Consider the following 15385-nt stretch of genomic DNA (forward strand, 5'->3'; position numbering starts at 1 on the left):
CGGGTCACTTACTCCAGTAAGCTCCCCGGGACTTACTCGTTTGCCGCCTTGCTACAACGCCAACTGATTTGAGGAAACCCACCTGGCTGTCTGGGATCCCTTCGTTTGCCGCCTTGCTCTGACGTTATTTGCTTTGCGAAAACGGAGGAGTGCGGCCATTTCCCGGCGTCGCTGCGCTCGGCCGGGCTACGACTCACCAGGCAGTGGTAGCCCGGATAAGGCGCTGCGCGCCGCTATCCGGGAAAAGCGCATTGTTCTTTAACCGATCTGCCCATTGCCCAGGTGCTTCACGCGGCGCTTCACTTCTTCCTGCTTGCCGGCGTTGAACGGACGCGCGTCCGGGCTACCGAGGTAGCCGCACACCCGGCGGGTAACGGAAACGCGGGAGGCGTCGTGGTTACCGCATTTCGGGCAGGTAAAACCCTTGCTGGTGCACTCGAACTCGCCGGTGAAACCACACTCGTAGCATTCATCGATCGGCGTATTGGTTCCGTAATACGGCACATGCTGATAGCTGTAATCCCACACGTCCTCCAGCGCCTTCAGGTTGTGCTGGATGTTCGGGTATTCGCCGTAGCAAATGAAGCCCCCGTTGGCCAGCGGCGGATACGGCGCTTCAAAATCGATCTTGTCGTATGGGTTGACCTTCTTCTCCACGTCGAGGTGGAAGCTGTTGGTGTAGTAACCTTTGTCGGTTACCCCTTCCACCACGCCAAACTCGGCGGTATCGAGACGGCAGAAGCGATCGCACAGGTTTTCGCTCGGCGTGCTGTACAAGCTAAAGCCGTAGCCGGTCTCTTCCTTCCACAAATCGACGGCGTCGCGCAGGCGCTGGACGATGGCCACACCCTTCTCGCGCAGCGCCTCGCTGTCGTACATGTGCTGATTGCCGTACAGTGCATTGATGGTTTCATGGATACCGATATAGCCCAGCGAAATCGACGCCCGGCCGTTTTTGAAAATCTCGGAGACGTCGTCGTCGGCTTTCAGTCGCACGCCGCAGGCCCCTTCCATATAGAGGATCGGCGCCACGCGCGCTTTTACCCCTTCCAGGCGGGCAATACGGGTCATCAGCGCTTTGCGCGCCAGCTGCAGGCGCTCGTCCAGCAGCGCCCAGAAGGCGGCTTCGTCGCCTTTCGCTTCCAGGGCGATGCGCGGCAGGTTGAGGCTGATAACGCCGAGGTTATTGCGCCCATCGTGCACCTGCTCGCCGTTCTCGTTTTCCCACACCCCGAGGAAGCTGCGGCAGCCCATCGGCGTTTTAAACGACCCGGTAACCTTCACCACCTGGTCGTAGTTGAGGATATCCGGGTACATGCGCTTGCTGGCGCACTCCAGCGCCAGCTGTTTGATGTCGTAGTTCGGATCGCCGAACTTATGGTTCAGGCCGTCACGGATCGCGAACACCAGTTTCGGGAACACCGCGGTCTTACGGTTTTTACCGAGGCCGGCAATGCGGTTACGCAGAATCGACTGCTGGATCAGCCGCGATTCCCAGCTGGTGCCGAGGCCGAACCCGAAGGTGACGAACGGCGTCTGGCCGTTGGCGGTATGCAGCGTGTTAACCTCATACTCCAGCGACTGGAAGGCGTCGTAGCACTCTTTTTCGGTACGGGCGCGGGCATAGCCTTCGGCATCCGGGATCTGCCACTCTTCGGCGATTTTGCGATGCTTGTTAAAGCTTTCGCTGACGAACGGCGCCAGCACTTCATCGATGCGGTTAATGGTGGTGCCGCCGTAAATATGGCTGGCGACCTGGGCGATGATCTGCGCTGTTACCGCGGTGGCGGTAGAGATAGACTTCGGCGGCTCGATCTCCGCGTTGCCCATCTTAAAGCCCTGAGTCAGCATGCCTTTCAGGTCGATCAGCATGCAGTTAAACATGGGGAAGAAGGGCGAGTAATCGAGGTCATGATAGTGGATCATGCCGCGTTCGTGGGCCATCACCACATCGTGAGGCAGCAGGTGCTGCCGGGCGTAGTGCTTGGCGACGATACCGGCCAGCAGGTCGCGCTGGGTCGGGATGACTTTACTGTCCTTGTTGGCGTTTTCGTTGAGCAGCGCGGAGTTGGTCTGCTCGACGAGGCCGCGGATCTCCTGATTGAGGCGGCCGCGCTTCTCACGCTGGCTATCGCGGTCATGGCGATACTCAATATAGGCGCGCGCCAGCTGCTTATAGGGGCCGGACATCAGCTGGTTTTCCACCGCGGTCTGGATCTCATTGATGTCGACCTGGGCGCGGCCCTGCATTTGTTGGCTAACGACTTCTGCGACGGTGGCGCAATAGTCTGCGTCATCGACTCCCGCTGCTTTAGCTGCACGCAGAATCGCTTCCTGAATGCGCTCTGACTTGAACGGCACTTTACAGCCATCACGTTTCATCACATGCGGTGTCATGATCACTCCATATATAGAACAGGTTATCCACAGAGGCGGAGGTTATCCCGAAGGCGCTGCGCGCTACGGCTCGTGCTGTTTGCCTTCAGATCCGGCCCGTTTTATCCACATCTCATCACCGCCAGACATCGATAAGATATGGTGACATAATAGACGATTAATACAACATGTAGGGCCGGGACGCATTTTAAGTTCTATATGTAGTGATTTGCATCAAAGATGTTTGCGATTTTATTGACCCAGAACAAGGTAAAAAGGTGAGAGTACGGATGATGGGCGCTGGCGATAAATGTAAATTTATCTGGCTGGAAAATAAGCAAAAATGCCTGGCGTTCGCCTCCGGCGCCAGGCATGACATTCTCATCTCGGGAGGGCAGGGGATACCTTACGCCTGCAGCCACCATACCGCTTCGAACGGCCGCAGCGTCAGCCCGGTCGGGCGGGGCGTGGTCTCGGCATAGTTGCTGATAATCATCTTCCAGTCGCCTGGGGCCTCCTCTGGCTGCCAGGTCTGCAGGTCGCGGCTCAGGTTGGCGGCGACCACCAGCGTTTGCCCCTGCCACTGACGGCGATAGCACCACAGCGACGGATGCTCCGGCAGCAGATCCTCGTAATCGCCCCAGGTCAGCAGCGGCAGGGTTTTACGCAGCGTAATCAGCTGCTGATAGGCATAAAACACTGAATCGGGATCCGCCAGCGCCGCCTCGACGTTGATCTCCCGGTAGTTATCGCCAAGGCCGATCCACGGCTCACCGTCGCTAAAGCCACCGTTCTCGCCACTATGCCACGGCATCGGCGTGCGGCTGTTGTCGCGCGATTTGCTGGCAAGGATTGCCAGCAGTTCGTCCGGGCTTTGTCCCTGCGCCGCACGTTCGATAAACATATTGTGGCTCTCGACGTCGCGATAATCGCTGATGCTGTTGAAGTGCGGATTGGTCATACCGATCTCTTCGCCCTGATAAATATAGGGCGTGCCCTGCATGCCGTGCAGCACCATCGCCAGCATCTTCGCCGCCGGCACCCGGTACGCGCCTTCGTCGCCAAAGCGCGAGACGATGCGCGGCTGATCGTGGTTACACCAGAACAGCGCGTTCCATGCCCGGTTGTGCATCCCCTGCTGCCAGTGGCGGAACAGCGCCTTCAGCGCCACATAGTCCGGGCGGGCGAGGGTCCACTTCTCCCCTCCGGGATAATCGACTTTTAAATGGTGGAAGTTAAAGGTCATCGACAGCTCGCGGCCGTCAAGCGCGGCGTACTGCTGGCAGTGTTCCAGCGAGGTGGAAGACATCTCGCCGACGGTCATCAGGTTACGCGGGGTGAAGACATCGCGGCTCATCTCCTGCAGGAACTCATGCACCCGCGGGCCGTCGGTATAGAAGCGGCGGCCATCCCCGTCCAGATCGCAGGGAAAGGTCTGGTCTTTTGAGATCAGGTTGACCACGTCGAGGCGCAGACCGTCGACGCCGCGGTCAGCCCAGAATTCGCAGACCTTTTTCAGCTCGGCGCGCACCGCCGGATTCTCCCAGTTGAGATCCGCCTGCTCAATGGCGAACAGGTGCAGATAATACTGCCCGCTGTCGGCGTGCCACTGCCAGGCGTTGCCGCCAAACTTGGAGCGCCAGTTGTTCGGCAGGGCGTCCGGTTCGCCATCGCGCCAGATATAGAACTGACGGTAGGGGCTTTCCTTATTCAGCGACTGACGGAACCATTCGTGTTCGGTCGAGGTATGGTTCAGCACCATATCCAGCACGATGCGGATCCCGCGGGCCTTCGCCTCCGCCACCAGGGCGTCAAAGTCGGCCATCGTGCCGTAGGAGGGATCGATGGCGGTGTAGTTCGCCACGTCGTAGCCGTTATCCACCTGCGGAGAGACGTAGAACGGCGTCAGCCAGATGGCGTCTACCCCAAGCTTTTGCAGATAGTCGAGGCGGGAGGTGACGCCGCGCAGGTCGCCGGTACCGCTGCCGGTGGTATCCTGAAAACTCTTCGGATAGATTTGATAAATAACGCCGTTTTGCCACCAGTGGGGGAGTTGATTCATAGTACTTTCCTGCTGCAACGAGGGGCGCCAAAGGCGCCCCGAAAGAAGAAGTTAGACAATCTGCAAGGTGCCCTGACGGTACTTGCGCTGATACACCACGGTGGTGAGGATAATCGGCACCACCACCGCGATGGCCATCGCCATGGCGTACACCTGCCAGTAGGTTGGCTGGATGGAGAGGATCCCCGGCAGGCCGCCGACGCCGATGCCGTTCGCCAGCACGCCGTTCAGGCCGCACAGCAGGCCGGCGAGGCCGGAGCCGATCATTGCGCACAGCATCGGGAAGCGGTACTTCAGGTTGATACCGTACATTGCCGGCTCGGTGACCCCGAGATAGGCGGAGATCGCCGCCGGCACCGATATTTCACGTTCATTCTGCTTGCGGCTGGCGATGATGATGCCGACCACCGCCGACGCCTGGGCAATGTTGGACAGCGCAATCAGCGGCCACACCGGGGTACCGCCCATGCTCTGGATCATCTGCATATCGATGGCGAGGGTGGTCTGGTGGACGCCGGTTATCACCAGCGGCGCGTAGAGGAAGCCAAACAGCGCGGCGCCGATCGGCGCGAAGCTGCCGGTTAACAGATGGCGCACCGCGAAGGCCACGCCGTCGCCGATCAGGCGGCCGAACGGACCGATAATGGCGTGCGCGAGGAATACCGCCAGGATCAGCGAGCAGACCGGCACAATGACCAGGTAGAGGTAGTCCGGCACAATGCGCTTGAGGCGCGTCTCGATAAAGCCTAAGGTCAGGCCTGCCAGCAGGGCCGGGATCACCTGCGCCTGGTAGCCGACTTTAGCAATGGTAAACAGGCCGAAGTTCCACACCTCCGGCACCTGCTGGCCGAGGAGATAGGCATTCATCAGCTGCGGGGACACCAGGGTCACGCCAAGGACGATCCCGAGGATCGGCGTACCGCCCATCTTCTTCACCGCCGACCAGCAGATCCCCACCGGCAGATAGAAGAAGATCGCCTCGCCAATCAGCCACAGGAAGTCATAGATGGTTTTCAGCGACGGGTGCATCTGGGCCAGCGTCTGGCCGTTGCTCATAGGTAAGTCGCCGATGACGTTGCGGAAACCGAGGATCAGACCGCCGCTGATCAGCGCCGGCAGCAGTGGGAAGAAGATCTCGGCGAAGTGCGAGATCAGCTGTTCATGCCACTTCATATTTTGCCGCGCGGCCTGTTTGACCTGCTCTTTATCGGCGGAAGTCTGGCCAGTGGTCGCCAGCAGGGCTTTGTAGTAATCGCCCACCTCGGTGCCGATGACCACCTGGAACTGGCCGGCGTTAGTGAAGCATCCCTTCACCATGCGCAGCTGCTCAATCTCTTTTGGTCTGGCGATGGCCGGGTCGTTCAGCACAAAGCGCAAACGGGTAATACAGTGGCTGACGGTGGCGATATTGCCGCGCCCGCCCACCAGTTCGATCAGTTTATCGATGTCCTGCTGGTTTACTTTGCTCATGATGAAGCCTCAAAAACAGAGGGGGAGAGATGCCGTTTTTACCTTGAGGGCATCCTAACCGTTCCGCTTGATTTGCAAAATGGGAACGTTCCCGAAACCCGGCGACGATCACATAAATCGCCCGAACGAGATTAATTCAGGGCGGCGGGAATTACGATCTGGCGGGGATCAACGCTGCCGGCGATCTGCTCGATCAACTGCCGGGCGGCCCGGCGTCCGGACTCGGCATAGCCCGGATCGACGGTCAAGATTTCCGGGTGGAGAAACTTCATCAGCGGCGTGCTGCCGACGCTGGCGAGCTGCAGCGCATCGCGGCCCTGCTGCTGGAGGTACTTACTGGCGCCGAGGGCGAGGGTATCGGTGGCGCAGACCAGGGCGCTGGTCTCGGCCGTCAACACGCTGGCGACGGTGTCATACCCCTGCTTCATGCCCAGCCCCGGCAGGGCGGCGGTGGGCGTCAGACGATGCTTTTTACAGAAGGCGAGGTAGGCGAGATGGCGGCGTTCGCCGGTGGTGACGTCGCTGTGCGGTACGCCAAGGAAGCTGATGTGGCGATGTCCGCGTTCGTAGAGCCGCTGCATCAGCAGCGTGATGGCCCCCTCGTCGTCATAGCATACCGAGGCGAAGCCGGGGGCGTCGCGGGCCATCAGCACCAGGGTGTCGCGCCAGGGGGCGAGCATCGCCTCGTCGATGCCGGTAAAACCGAACAGTACCACGCCGTCAATATTACGCCGGGCGAGCATGCCGAGATGCTCCTCCACCAGCCCCGGGGAGAACTGACTCTCCATCATAATCGGGTCGTAACCCTGCTCATAAAAGGCGGGCAGCATGGTCTGCACGGCGAGGTTTTCCGACAGCGAATCGAGACGGGTGACGATAATCGCCACCACTTTATCGCTCTGGCCGCGCATGGCGCGGGCGGAGCGGGAGGGCGAGAAACCGTGCTGCTGCATCACCGCTTCGACGCGCTCGCGGGTCCGTTCGCTGACCCCGCTCTCGTTGTTGAGGACGCGGGATACCGTTGATTTCCCTACGCCGCTTAAGCGCGCGATATCTTTGATGGTCAGCCGGTTCTGCATGCGGAATTCTCGTCAGGGGGTAGAAGTGAGCATAATGCTACTCAACCAAACCGCAATGAGCAAAGTCTGGTTTACGTTCGGTTTAGTTGCGCGGGTTTATCATCGCCATTATTGCCACACAATCCTTAACGAGGGCGCTATAATCCGCGCCGTTTATATTCACTTACCGGAGATAGTTATGGACCCCGATCCCACTCCTCATCCTCGATGGAGCAACCTTTCTTTCCGGTAAGCCTGTTTAACACTGCTTTACCGGAAAGCGTAAAGCAGTGACGTCCTTGATGTCCCTGCCATAAAAATAACATGCCTGACAGGTAGGTTTTGCTACGCCCGTCGGCAACGCTGCGTTCGCTTACGCGAGCGCGGAGGGACTGTTTATGCTGAAAAATTATACCCGGCAGCTGTTCGCACAGCTTAGCCGCCATCTGCCACGCCGTTTAGTCCAGCGCGATCCGCTGCCGGACGCCCGCCATCTGGCGAGCGGCCCCATTCCTGAGTCGCTGGGCAAACAGTGCCTGGACGTGGCGGCGATGGACGACCAGGAGATCTGGCGCGCCTTTGACAGCCACCCAGAAGGGCTCAATGAAGGCGAAGTGGCGGCGAAAATCCTCAAACACGGTGACAACCAGATCCCGGCGCAGAAGCCCTCGCCGTGGTGGGTGCATCTGTGGACTTGCTACCGCAACCCGTTCAATCTGCTGTTGACGGTGCTCGGCATCGTCTCCTATTCCACCGAGGATCTGTTCGCCGCCGGGGTTATCGCCCTGATGGTGGGGATCTCGACGCTGCTCAACTTCATCCAGGAGGCGCGCTCGACCAAAGCGGCGGATGCGCTGAAGGCGATGGTGAGCAATACCGCCACCGTGCTGCGGGTGGTCAACGAGCAGGGGGAGAGCCGCTGGCTGGAATTGCCTATCGACCAGCTGGTGCCGGGCGACATCATCAGGCTGTCGGCGGGAGACATGATCCCGGCCGACCTGCGTATCCTGCAGGCGCGGGATCTGTTCGTCGCCCAGGCCTCGCTGACCGGCGAATCGCTGCCGGTGGAGAAAGTGGCCCGCAGCCGCGATCCGCTGCAGCAGAACCCGCTGGAGTGCGACACCCTGTGCTTTATGGGCACCAACGTGGTGAGCGGCTCGGCGCAGGCCATCGTCTTCGCCACCGGCGGCCACACCTGGTTTGGTCAACTGGCCGGCCGCGTCAGCGAGCAGGAGAGCGAGCCGAACGCCTTCCAGAAAGGCATCAGTCGGGTGAGCATGTTGCTGATCCGCTTTATGCTGGTGATGGCCCCGGTGGTGCTGCTGATCAATGGCTACACCAAAGGCGACTGGTGGGAGGCGGCGCTGTTCGCGCTGTCGGTGGCGGTTGGCCTGACGCCGGAGATGCTGCCGATGATCGTCACCTCGACGCTGGCGCGCGGGGCGGTGAAGCTGTCGAAGCAAAAGGTTATCGTGAAGCACCTCGACGCCATTCAGAATTTTGGCGCGATGGACATCCTCTGCACCGATAAAACCGGCACCCTGACCCAGGATAAAATCGTGCTGGAGAACCATACCGACGTCTCCGGCAAGGTCAGCGAGCGGGTACTGCATGCCGCCTGGCTCAACAGCCACTACCAGACCGGCCTGAAAAACCTGCTCGACACCGCGGTGCTGGAGGGCGTTGAGCTGGAAGCCGCCCGCGGGCTGGCGGCGCGCTGGCAGAAGGTAGATGAGATCCCCTTCGACTTCGAACGCCGCCGCATGTCGGTGGTGGTCAAAGAGCAGGACGACGCGCATCAGCTGATCTGCAAAGGGGCGCTGCAGGAGATCCTCAACGTCTCAACCCAGGTGCGCTACAACGGCGATATCGTGCCGCTTGACGACACCATGCTGCGCCGCATTCGCCGGGTGACCGACACCCTCAACCGGCAGGGGCTGCGGGTGGTGGCGGTGGCGACCAAATATCTGCCGGCCCGCGAAGGCGACTACCAGCGCGCCGATGAGTCGGACCTGATCCTGGAAGGCTACATCGCTTTCCTCGATCCGCCGAAAGAGACCACCGCTCCGGCGCTGAAAGCGTTAAAAGCCAGCGGCATCACGGTGAAGATCCTCACCGGCGACAGCGAGCTGGTGGCGGCCAAGGTGTGCCATGAAGTGGGGCTGGATGCCGGCGAAGTGGTGATTGGCAGCCAGATTGAAGCGATGAGCGACGACGAGCTGGCGGCGCTGGCGAAACGCACCACGCTCTTCGCCCGCCTGGCGCCGCTGCATAAGGAGCGTATCGTGACGCTGCTGAAACGCGAAGGCCACGTGGTGGGCTTTATGGGCGACGGCATCAACGACGCCCCGGCGCTGCGCGCGGCGGACATCGGCATCTCGGTCGACGGCGCGGTGGATATTGCCCGCGAGGCGGCGGATATCATTCTGCTGGAGAAGAGCCTGATGGTGCTGGAGGAGGGGGTGATCGAAGGACGCCGCACCTTCGCCAACATGCTTAAGTACATCAAAATGACCGCCAGCTCCAACTTCGGCAACGTCTTCAGCGTGCTGGTGGCCAGCGCCTTCCTGCCGTTTCTGCCGATGCTGCCGCTGCACCTGTTGATTCAAAACCTGCTGTACGATGTCTCCCAGGTGGCGATCCCGTTCGATAACGTCGATGATGAACAGATCCGCAAACCGCAGCGCTGGAACCCGGCCGATCTCGGGCGCTTTATGGTCTTCTTCGGCCCGATCAGCTCGATTTTCGATATCCTCACCTTCGGCCTGATGTGGTGGGTGTTCCACGCCAATACCGTGGAGATGCAGACCCTGTTCCAGTCCGGCTGGTTTATCGAGGGGCTGCTGTCGCAAACGCTGATTGTGCACATGATCCGCACCCGGCGCATTCCGTTCGTCCAGAGCCGCGCCGCCTGGCCGCTGTTCGCCATGACCCTGGTGGTGATGGCGGTGGGGATCGCGCTGCCGTTCTCGCCGCTGGCGGGCTATCTGCAGCTGCAGGCTCTGCCGCTGAGCTACTTCCCGTGGCTGGTGGCGATCCTGGCGGGCTATATGGTGCTGACCCAAACCGTCAAAGGCTTCTACAGCCGCCGCTACGGCTGGCAATGAGGGGAAGGTTTACGGATGACCCACGTAAAAAAGGCAGCCTGCGGGCTGCCTTTTTTCATGCCGAGGTTAGCGATCAGCGACGCACGGCGATGGCTTCGATCTCGATCTTCACATCTTTCGGCAGACGCGCCACTTCAACGCAGGAGCGCGCCGGGAAGGTGGCGTTGTGCTCGGTGAAGAATGCTTCGTAAGTGGCGTTAACGGTAGCGAAATCGTTGAGGTCTTTGACGAAAACGGTGGTCTTGACGATATCGCCGACGGTGAGGCCAGCGGCTTCAACGATCGCTTTCACGTTGTTCAGCGACTGGCGCGCCTGTGCGGACACGTCTTCCGGAACGCTGCCGGTTTTCGGGTCGACCGGGATTTGGCCAGAGGTGATGATCATGCTGCCGAGGTCAACGCCCTGAACGTATGGGCCAATTGCTGCTGGTGCATTTTCCGTCGCAATAGTTTTGCTCATGTTATCTCCAGATGAACTGAGTAATGTTACGCAAAATCATTCAGGTTGCCGCCAGGCGATAAGCGCTGTATCGCCGGCGCAGACGCCGCCTGAAGGACGAAGCGTAGGGTGGTAGCCATTATAGGGAGGCCTACCACCAATACCAACCGCATTTAGTTGGCCAGCACCACATAATGAGAAAACTCTTTTTCGCAGTATTTACATTTGAGTGCGATGTCATCAGCGCGCTTTTTCACTGCAAAACTGGAAGAAACCGGTTCGGCGTGGCTGATACAGTTGCTGTTCGGGCAGACCAGCACGCTGTCGATACGATCCGGCAGGCTCGGGCGGGATTTGCCCACCACTTCGTAATCATCAATGCGGTTTACCGTCGCCTGCGGGGCGTATAACGACAGCTGGTTAACCTGCTCGTCGGTCAGGAAGGTGTTCTCGATTTTAATCAAGTCTTTGCGGCCCATCTCGCCGGAGGGCAGGTTCAGGCCGATGGTGATGCGCTGGTCGGTTTCGGTCAGTTTGAACAGGGTGAGCAGCTTAAAGCCGACCTGCGCCGGGATGTGGTCGATCACGGTGCCGCGTTTGATCGCTTCTACCTGCAGTTTATTGTCGTGTGTCATCTCTCATTTCCCCCTTACAGAGCCAGCTCGCTATTCAGTACCAGTGCCAGTAACGCCTGGCGGGCGAAGATGCCGTTACCGGCCTGCTGGAAGTACCAGGCGTGCGGCGTTTTATCGACATCGGTGGTGATTTCGTCAATGCGCGGCAGCGGGTGCAGCACCTTCATGTTAGCGCGCGCCCCTTCAAGGTCGGCGGCGCGCAGGACGAACTGCGCTTTGACGTTGGCATATTCCGACGGATCCAGACGTTCTTTCTGCACGCGGGTCATGTACAGAATATCCACTTCCGCCATTACGTCGTCGATGGCGCTATGCAGGCTCCAGGCGATACCTTTTTCATCCAGCATATCGAGGATGTATTGCGGCATGGCCAGCGCGTCCGGGGCGATGAAGTAGAAGCGGTTGCCGCTGAACTTGGCCAGCGCCTGGGTCAGGGAGTGGACGGTACGGCCATACTTCAGATCGCCGACCATCGCCACGTTGAGGTTTTCGAGGCGGCCCTGGGTCTCCTGAATGGTGAACAGGTCGAGCAGGGTTTGGGTCGGGTGCTGGTTAGCGCCGTCGCCGGCGTTCAGTACCGGCACGCCGCCGGAGAATTCGGTCGCCAGACGGGCCGCGCCCTCCTGCGGATGACGCATCACGATGGCATCAACGTAGGTGCTGATGACGGAGATGGTATCCGCCAGCGTTTCCCCTTTTTTGCCCAGCGAAGTGTTGGCGCTGTCGGAAAAGCCGACCACGCTGGCCCCCAGGCGGTGCATCGAGGTTTCAAAAGAGAGGCGGGTGCGGGTCGAGGCTTCAAAGAAACAGCTGGCGATAACCTTATGCTTCAGCAGCTCGGGTTGTGGATTGGCTTTCAGCTTTGCCGCCGTCGCCAGCACCAGTTCGAGGTCTTCGCGGCTGAGATCGTTTATGGAAATGATATGTTTTTGATATAGCGGGTTAGCCATGCTTATCTCCTGACGCCTGGGCAAAAAAAAAGCCCCTTAAATAAGGGGCTTCGGGAATCCAATGAGCAACGGAAAGAAAAACGGCAGGCCAGCGTCTGCATTGAGACGCGCTAAGACAGAATGTCGTACGCAATTGGCCATGCTTCCTCCCGGCAAAACGACTGGCATTATACGCAGACCGTTATGACGATCAAGCGATTCATTCACAATCAGGTAATCGTTTGCCTGCAGAAAAGTGCGCCAGCGCAAAGAACCATGAAACTGTACTGGTATGGCAGCGGCGATGGGGGTATAAAACGCAAAAATGAAATGTTGTTTTATATTTGAGGTAAGCGATGATTATTGGCAATATCCACCATCTGCAGCCGTGGCTGCCGGCCGCGCTGCGCGAGGCTATCGAACACGTTATCGCCCATGTCAGCGAGGCGACGCCGCTGGGTAAACACGATATCGACGGCGACAACCTGTTTTATCTGATTTCCGAAGACACCACCGAGCCGCAGGCCGCACGCCGCGCGGAATATCATACCCGCTATCTCGATATCCAGATTGTGCTCCGCGGCAGCGAGGGGATGACCTTCAGCACCTTGCCGGCAGGAGAGCCGCAGACCGACTGGCTGGCGGAGAAAGACATCGCTTTCCTGGCGGAGGGGACGCAGGAGCAAACGGTGATCCTTAACGAAGGGGACTTTGTGGTGTTTTATCCCGGGGAAGTGCATAAACCGCTGTGCGCCGTGGGCGCGCCGGCGAAGGTGCGCAAAGCGGTGGTGAAGATGCTGATGGCGTAACGCAGCGCCCTGACGGGCGGTATCCCGGATACGCGCCGAGCGATCCGGGATTTGACGGCGAGCGAAGGACTATTTGCTCAGCGTCGCCACCATCACCGCTTTGATGGTGTGCATCCGGTTTTCCGCCTGGTCAAAGACCACGCTTGCCGCCGACTCAAACACCTCGTCAGTCACTTCCATGCCGCCGTGCAGGCCGTAATCGGCCGCCATCTGTTTGCCCAGCGTGGTCTGGTCGTCATGGAACGCCGGCAGGCAGTGGAGGAACTTGACCTGCGGATTGCCGGTCAGCGCCAGCATCGCGCTGTTAACCTGATAGTCGCGCAGCAGGGCGATACGTTCGGCCCATTTTTCCTTCGCCTCGCCCATTGAGACCCAGACGTCGGTATAGATAAAATCGGCGCCTTTCACCCCCGCGGCGATATCTTCCGTCAGGGTGATGTTGCCGCCCTGCTGTTTCGCCAGCGCGGTACAGGTTTCCACCAGCGCGGCCTCCGGCCAGCAGGCCGATGGCGCCACCAGGCGCAGCTCCAGACCTGTCAACGCGGCGGCTTCCAGCATCGAATTGCCCATGTTGTTGCGCGCGTCGCCGGCGTAGACCAGCGTCATCTGGTTAAAGGCTTTGCCCGGCAGATGCTCTTTCATGGTCAGCAGGTCCGCCAGCAGCTGGGTGGGGTGGAACTCGTTGGTGAGGCCGTTCCACACCGGCACGCCGGCGTATTGCGCCAGGGTCTCCACCACTTCCTGGCCGTGGCCGCGGTACTGAATGCCGTCGTACATCCGTCCGAGCACGCGGGCGGTGTCCTTGATCGACTCTTTATGGCCAATCTGGCTGCCGCTGGGCCCCAGGTAGGTCACGCGGGCGCCCTGATCGTATGCGGCAACTTCGAAAGAGCATCGTGTACGGGTTGAGTCTTTTTCGAAGATGAGCGCGATGTTTTTCCCTGCCAGTTTCTGGACTTCGATACCGTTTTTCTTATCGGCTTTCAGCTTTGCCGCCAGCTCGAGCAGAGCGGTGATTTCTGCAGGCGTAAAATCGAGTAACTTTAAAAAATGCTTCTGGTAAAACGCAGACATGGTTCCCTCACCTGGCATAGGCCACTAATTGAATTAAAATTCAATTTATATGTATGAATATTCATTTGCAAGTCTGTGATCGAAATCTTTCACTGAGAAGTGGAGGCAATGACGGCGGTATGTGACAATAGGGATAACTGCCGCACATTATGAGGAACGAGCCATGGCAAACCCGGAACACCTGGAAGAACAGCGTGAAGAGACGCGTCTGATTATCGAAGAGCTGCTGGAGGATGGCAGCGATCCGGACGCACTGTACACGATTGAGCATCACCTCTCTGCAGACGATTTCGAAACCCTGGAGAAAGTGGCGGTGGAAGCCTTTAAGCTGGGCTACGAAGTAACCGAGCCCGAAGAGCTGGAAGTGGAAGAGGGTGAAGTGGTCATCTGCTGCGATATTCTGAGCGAATGCGCCCTGAACGCAGAACTGATCGATGCCCAGGTGGAACAGCTGATGACGCTGGCAGAAAAATTTGACGTCGAGTATGACGGTTGGGGCACCTACTATGAGGACCCGAACGGCGAAGAAGACGGCGATGATGACGAAGATTTTGTCGATGAAGACGACGATGGCGTTCGTCACTAAGTCGCAGATGTTGTAGATGGATACGGCGGCGCCAGCCGCCGTATAGCAAGGAACTTCCATGGATTACCCGCAGATACTCTCCCCGATTATCAACTTCCTGCACTGCCCGACGCCGCAGGCGTGGATTGACGAAGCCCGCAAGCCGGAAAACCTGCCGCTGCTGCTGACCGACCATATGGTGTGCGAACTGAAAGCGGCGCAGAACGCCATGCTGCTGGTGCGTCGCTACGTCGCGGATAAAGCCGACGCCGATGAGCTTCTGGACTGCCTGAAGCCGTATGAAGACTTCACCTACCGCCGGGGGCCGGAGCCGGATTTTGTCGCTCTGCATAAGCGGATCAACAAAAGCGCCATGCCGCAGACCGACGACCCATGGGGCCGTCAGCTGCTGGACAGCATGATTTTGCTGATTAAAGAGGAGCTGCATCACTTCTGGCAAGTGCGGGAGATGATGCTGGCGCGCGATATCCCCTATGTCAAAATCACCGCCAGCAACTATGCCCGCGGCATGCGACGGGAGGTACGCTCACATGAGCCGGTGATGCTGATCGATAAGCTCATCTGCGGCGCCTATATCGAGGCCCGCTCCTGCGAGCGCTTTGCGGCGCTGGCGCCGTGGCTGGACGACGATCTGCAGAAGTTCTATCTGTCGCTGCTGCGCTCGGAAGCGCGTCACTATCAGGACTACCTGGATCTGGCGCAGAAGATTGCCGGAGAAGATATCAGCGAGCGGGTACGCCAGCTCGGCGAGGCGGAAGCGGCGCTGATCCTCCGTCCGGAGGCCGAGTTCCGCTTTCACAGCGGCGTGCCGGCGGCGGCGTAGCCCACGCTATTCGGCCC

16 protein-coding genes are annotated in these 15385 nt (G+C 59.4%); 5 read left to right on the forward strand and 11 right to left on the reverse strand.

Annotated features, from left to right (window positions below):
• Positions 1-258: 258 nt before the first annotated feature.
• From nrdD to treR, 4 genes are all read right to left on the reverse strand, one after another.
• Positions 259-2397 (reverse strand): anaerobic ribonucleoside-triphosphate reductase, encoded by a 2139-nt coding sequence (gene nrdD, locus CE636_RS17650; protein ID WP_004206513.1) that lies wholly within the window; start codon positions 2395-2397, stop codon positions 259-261.
• Positions 2398-2782: 385 nt separating this feature from the next.
• Positions 2783-4438, reverse strand: a complete 1656-nt coding sequence (treC, locus tag CE636_RS17655; protein WP_017900569.1) for an alpha,alpha-phosphotrehalase — start codon at positions 4436-4438, stop codon at positions 2783-2785.
• Positions 4439-4489: 51 nt separating this feature from the next.
• Positions 4490-5908: a PTS trehalose transporter subunit IIBC gene (gene treB / locus CE636_RS17660; protein ID WP_017900568.1), complete on the reverse strand. Its 1419-nt coding sequence runs from the start codon at positions 5906-5908 to the stop codon at positions 4490-4492.
• A gap of 131 nt (positions 5909-6039) precedes the next feature.
• Positions 6040-6987: a trehalose operon repressor TreR gene (gene treR, locus CE636_RS17665; protein ID WP_004206520.1), complete on the reverse strand. Its 948-nt coding sequence runs from the start codon at positions 6985-6987 to the stop codon at positions 6040-6042.
• 178 nt (positions 6988-7165) lie between these two features.
• On the opposite strand from treR, the gene mgtL reads away from it, so the two are divergent.
• Positions 7166-7219 (forward strand): mgtA regulatory leader peptide MgtL, encoded by a 54-nt coding sequence (mgtL, locus tag CE636_RS29670; protein ID WP_219340445.1) that lies wholly within the window; start codon positions 7166-7168, stop codon positions 7217-7219.
• 145 nt (positions 7220-7364) lie between these two features.
• Complete coding sequence (gene mgtA / locus CE636_RS17675) at positions 7365-10073, forward strand: magnesium-translocating P-type ATPase (RefSeq protein WP_004206521.1); 2709 nt, start codon at positions 7365-7367, stop codon at positions 10071-10073.
• Between the two features lie 73 nt (positions 10074-10146).
• Here mgtA and ridA read toward each other — a convergent pair whose 3' ends face one another.
• The 5 genes from ridA to CE636_RS17700 form a co-directional block, all read right to left on the reverse strand.
• Positions 10147-10533, reverse strand: coding sequence for a 2-iminobutanoate/2-iminopropanoate deaminase (ridA, locus tag CE636_RS17680; protein WP_002886926.1), 387 nt, complete (start codon positions 10531-10533; stop codon positions 10147-10149).
• 152 nt (positions 10534-10685) lie between these two features.
• Complete coding sequence (pyrI, locus tag CE636_RS17685) at positions 10686-11147, reverse strand: aspartate carbamoyltransferase regulatory subunit (RefSeq protein WP_002886927.1); 462 nt, start codon at positions 11145-11147, stop codon at positions 10686-10688.
• Positions 11148-11161: 14 nt separating this feature from the next.
• Complete coding sequence (gene pyrB / locus CE636_RS17690) at positions 11162-12097, reverse strand: aspartate carbamoyltransferase (protein ID WP_004206522.1); 936 nt, start codon at positions 12095-12097, stop codon at positions 11162-11164.
• Positions 12098-12099: 2 nt separating this feature from the next.
• Positions 12100-12159 (reverse strand): pyrBI operon leader peptide, encoded by a 60-nt coding sequence (locus CE636_RS29675; protein WP_227650304.1) that lies wholly within the window; start codon positions 12157-12159, stop codon positions 12100-12102.
• Positions 12134-12238 (reverse strand): pyrBI operon leader peptide, encoded by a 105-nt coding sequence (locus tag CE636_RS17700; RefSeq protein ID WP_002886930.1) that lies wholly within the window; start codon positions 12236-12238, stop codon positions 12134-12136. The genes CE636_RS29675 and CE636_RS17700 overlap by 26 nt, the downstream gene beginning before the upstream one ends.
• Before the next feature lie 194 nt (positions 12239-12432).
• On the opposite strand from CE636_RS17700, the gene CE636_RS17710 reads away from it, so the two are divergent.
• On the forward strand, positions 12433-12885 hold the full coding sequence (locus CE636_RS17710) for a YhcH/YjgK/YiaL family protein (protein WP_017900567.1): 453 nt from the start codon (positions 12433-12435) through the stop codon (positions 12883-12885).
• A 69-nt stretch (positions 12886-12954) separates the two neighbouring features.
• Here the strand turns inward: CE636_RS17710 and argF are convergent, their stop codons facing one another.
• Together argF and argL are read right to left on the reverse strand one after the other, a co-directional pair.
• The gene (gene argF / locus CE636_RS17715; protein WP_017900566.1) at positions 12955-13959 is read right to left on the reverse strand and encodes an ornithine carbamoyltransferase; all 1005 of its coding nucleotides are present in this window, start codon (positions 13957-13959) and stop codon (positions 12955-12957) included.
• Positions 13929-14024: a putative translational regulatory protein ArgL gene (argL, locus tag CE636_RS29680; RefSeq protein WP_370736902.1), complete on the reverse strand. Its 96-nt coding sequence runs from the start codon at positions 14022-14024 to the stop codon at positions 13929-13931. Before argL ends, argF begins: the two co-directional genes overlap by 31 nt.
• 98 nt (positions 14025-14122) lie before the next feature.
• On the opposite strand from argL, the gene rraB reads away from it, so the two are divergent.
• Complete coding sequence (gene rraB, locus CE636_RS17720; protein WP_004206524.1) at positions 14123-14545, forward strand: ribonuclease E inhibitor RraB; 423 nt, start codon at positions 14123-14125, stop codon at positions 14543-14545.
• A gap of 58 nt (positions 14546-14603) precedes the next feature.
• Positions 14604-15368 (forward strand): tRNA isopentenyl-2-thiomethyl-A-37 hydroxylase MiaE, encoded by a 765-nt coding sequence (miaE, locus tag CE636_RS17725; RefSeq protein ID WP_004206526.1) that lies wholly within the window; start codon positions 14604-14606, stop codon positions 15366-15368.
• The last annotated feature ends 17 nt before the right edge of the window (positions 15369-15385 follow it).

Origin of the sequence: Klebsiella sp. LY (genome assembly GCF_004010915.1) — a bacterium.
In the GTDB taxonomy this organism is placed as follows: domain Bacteria; phylum Pseudomonadota; class Gammaproteobacteria; order Enterobacterales; family Enterobacteriaceae; genus Klebsiella; species Klebsiella quasipneumoniae.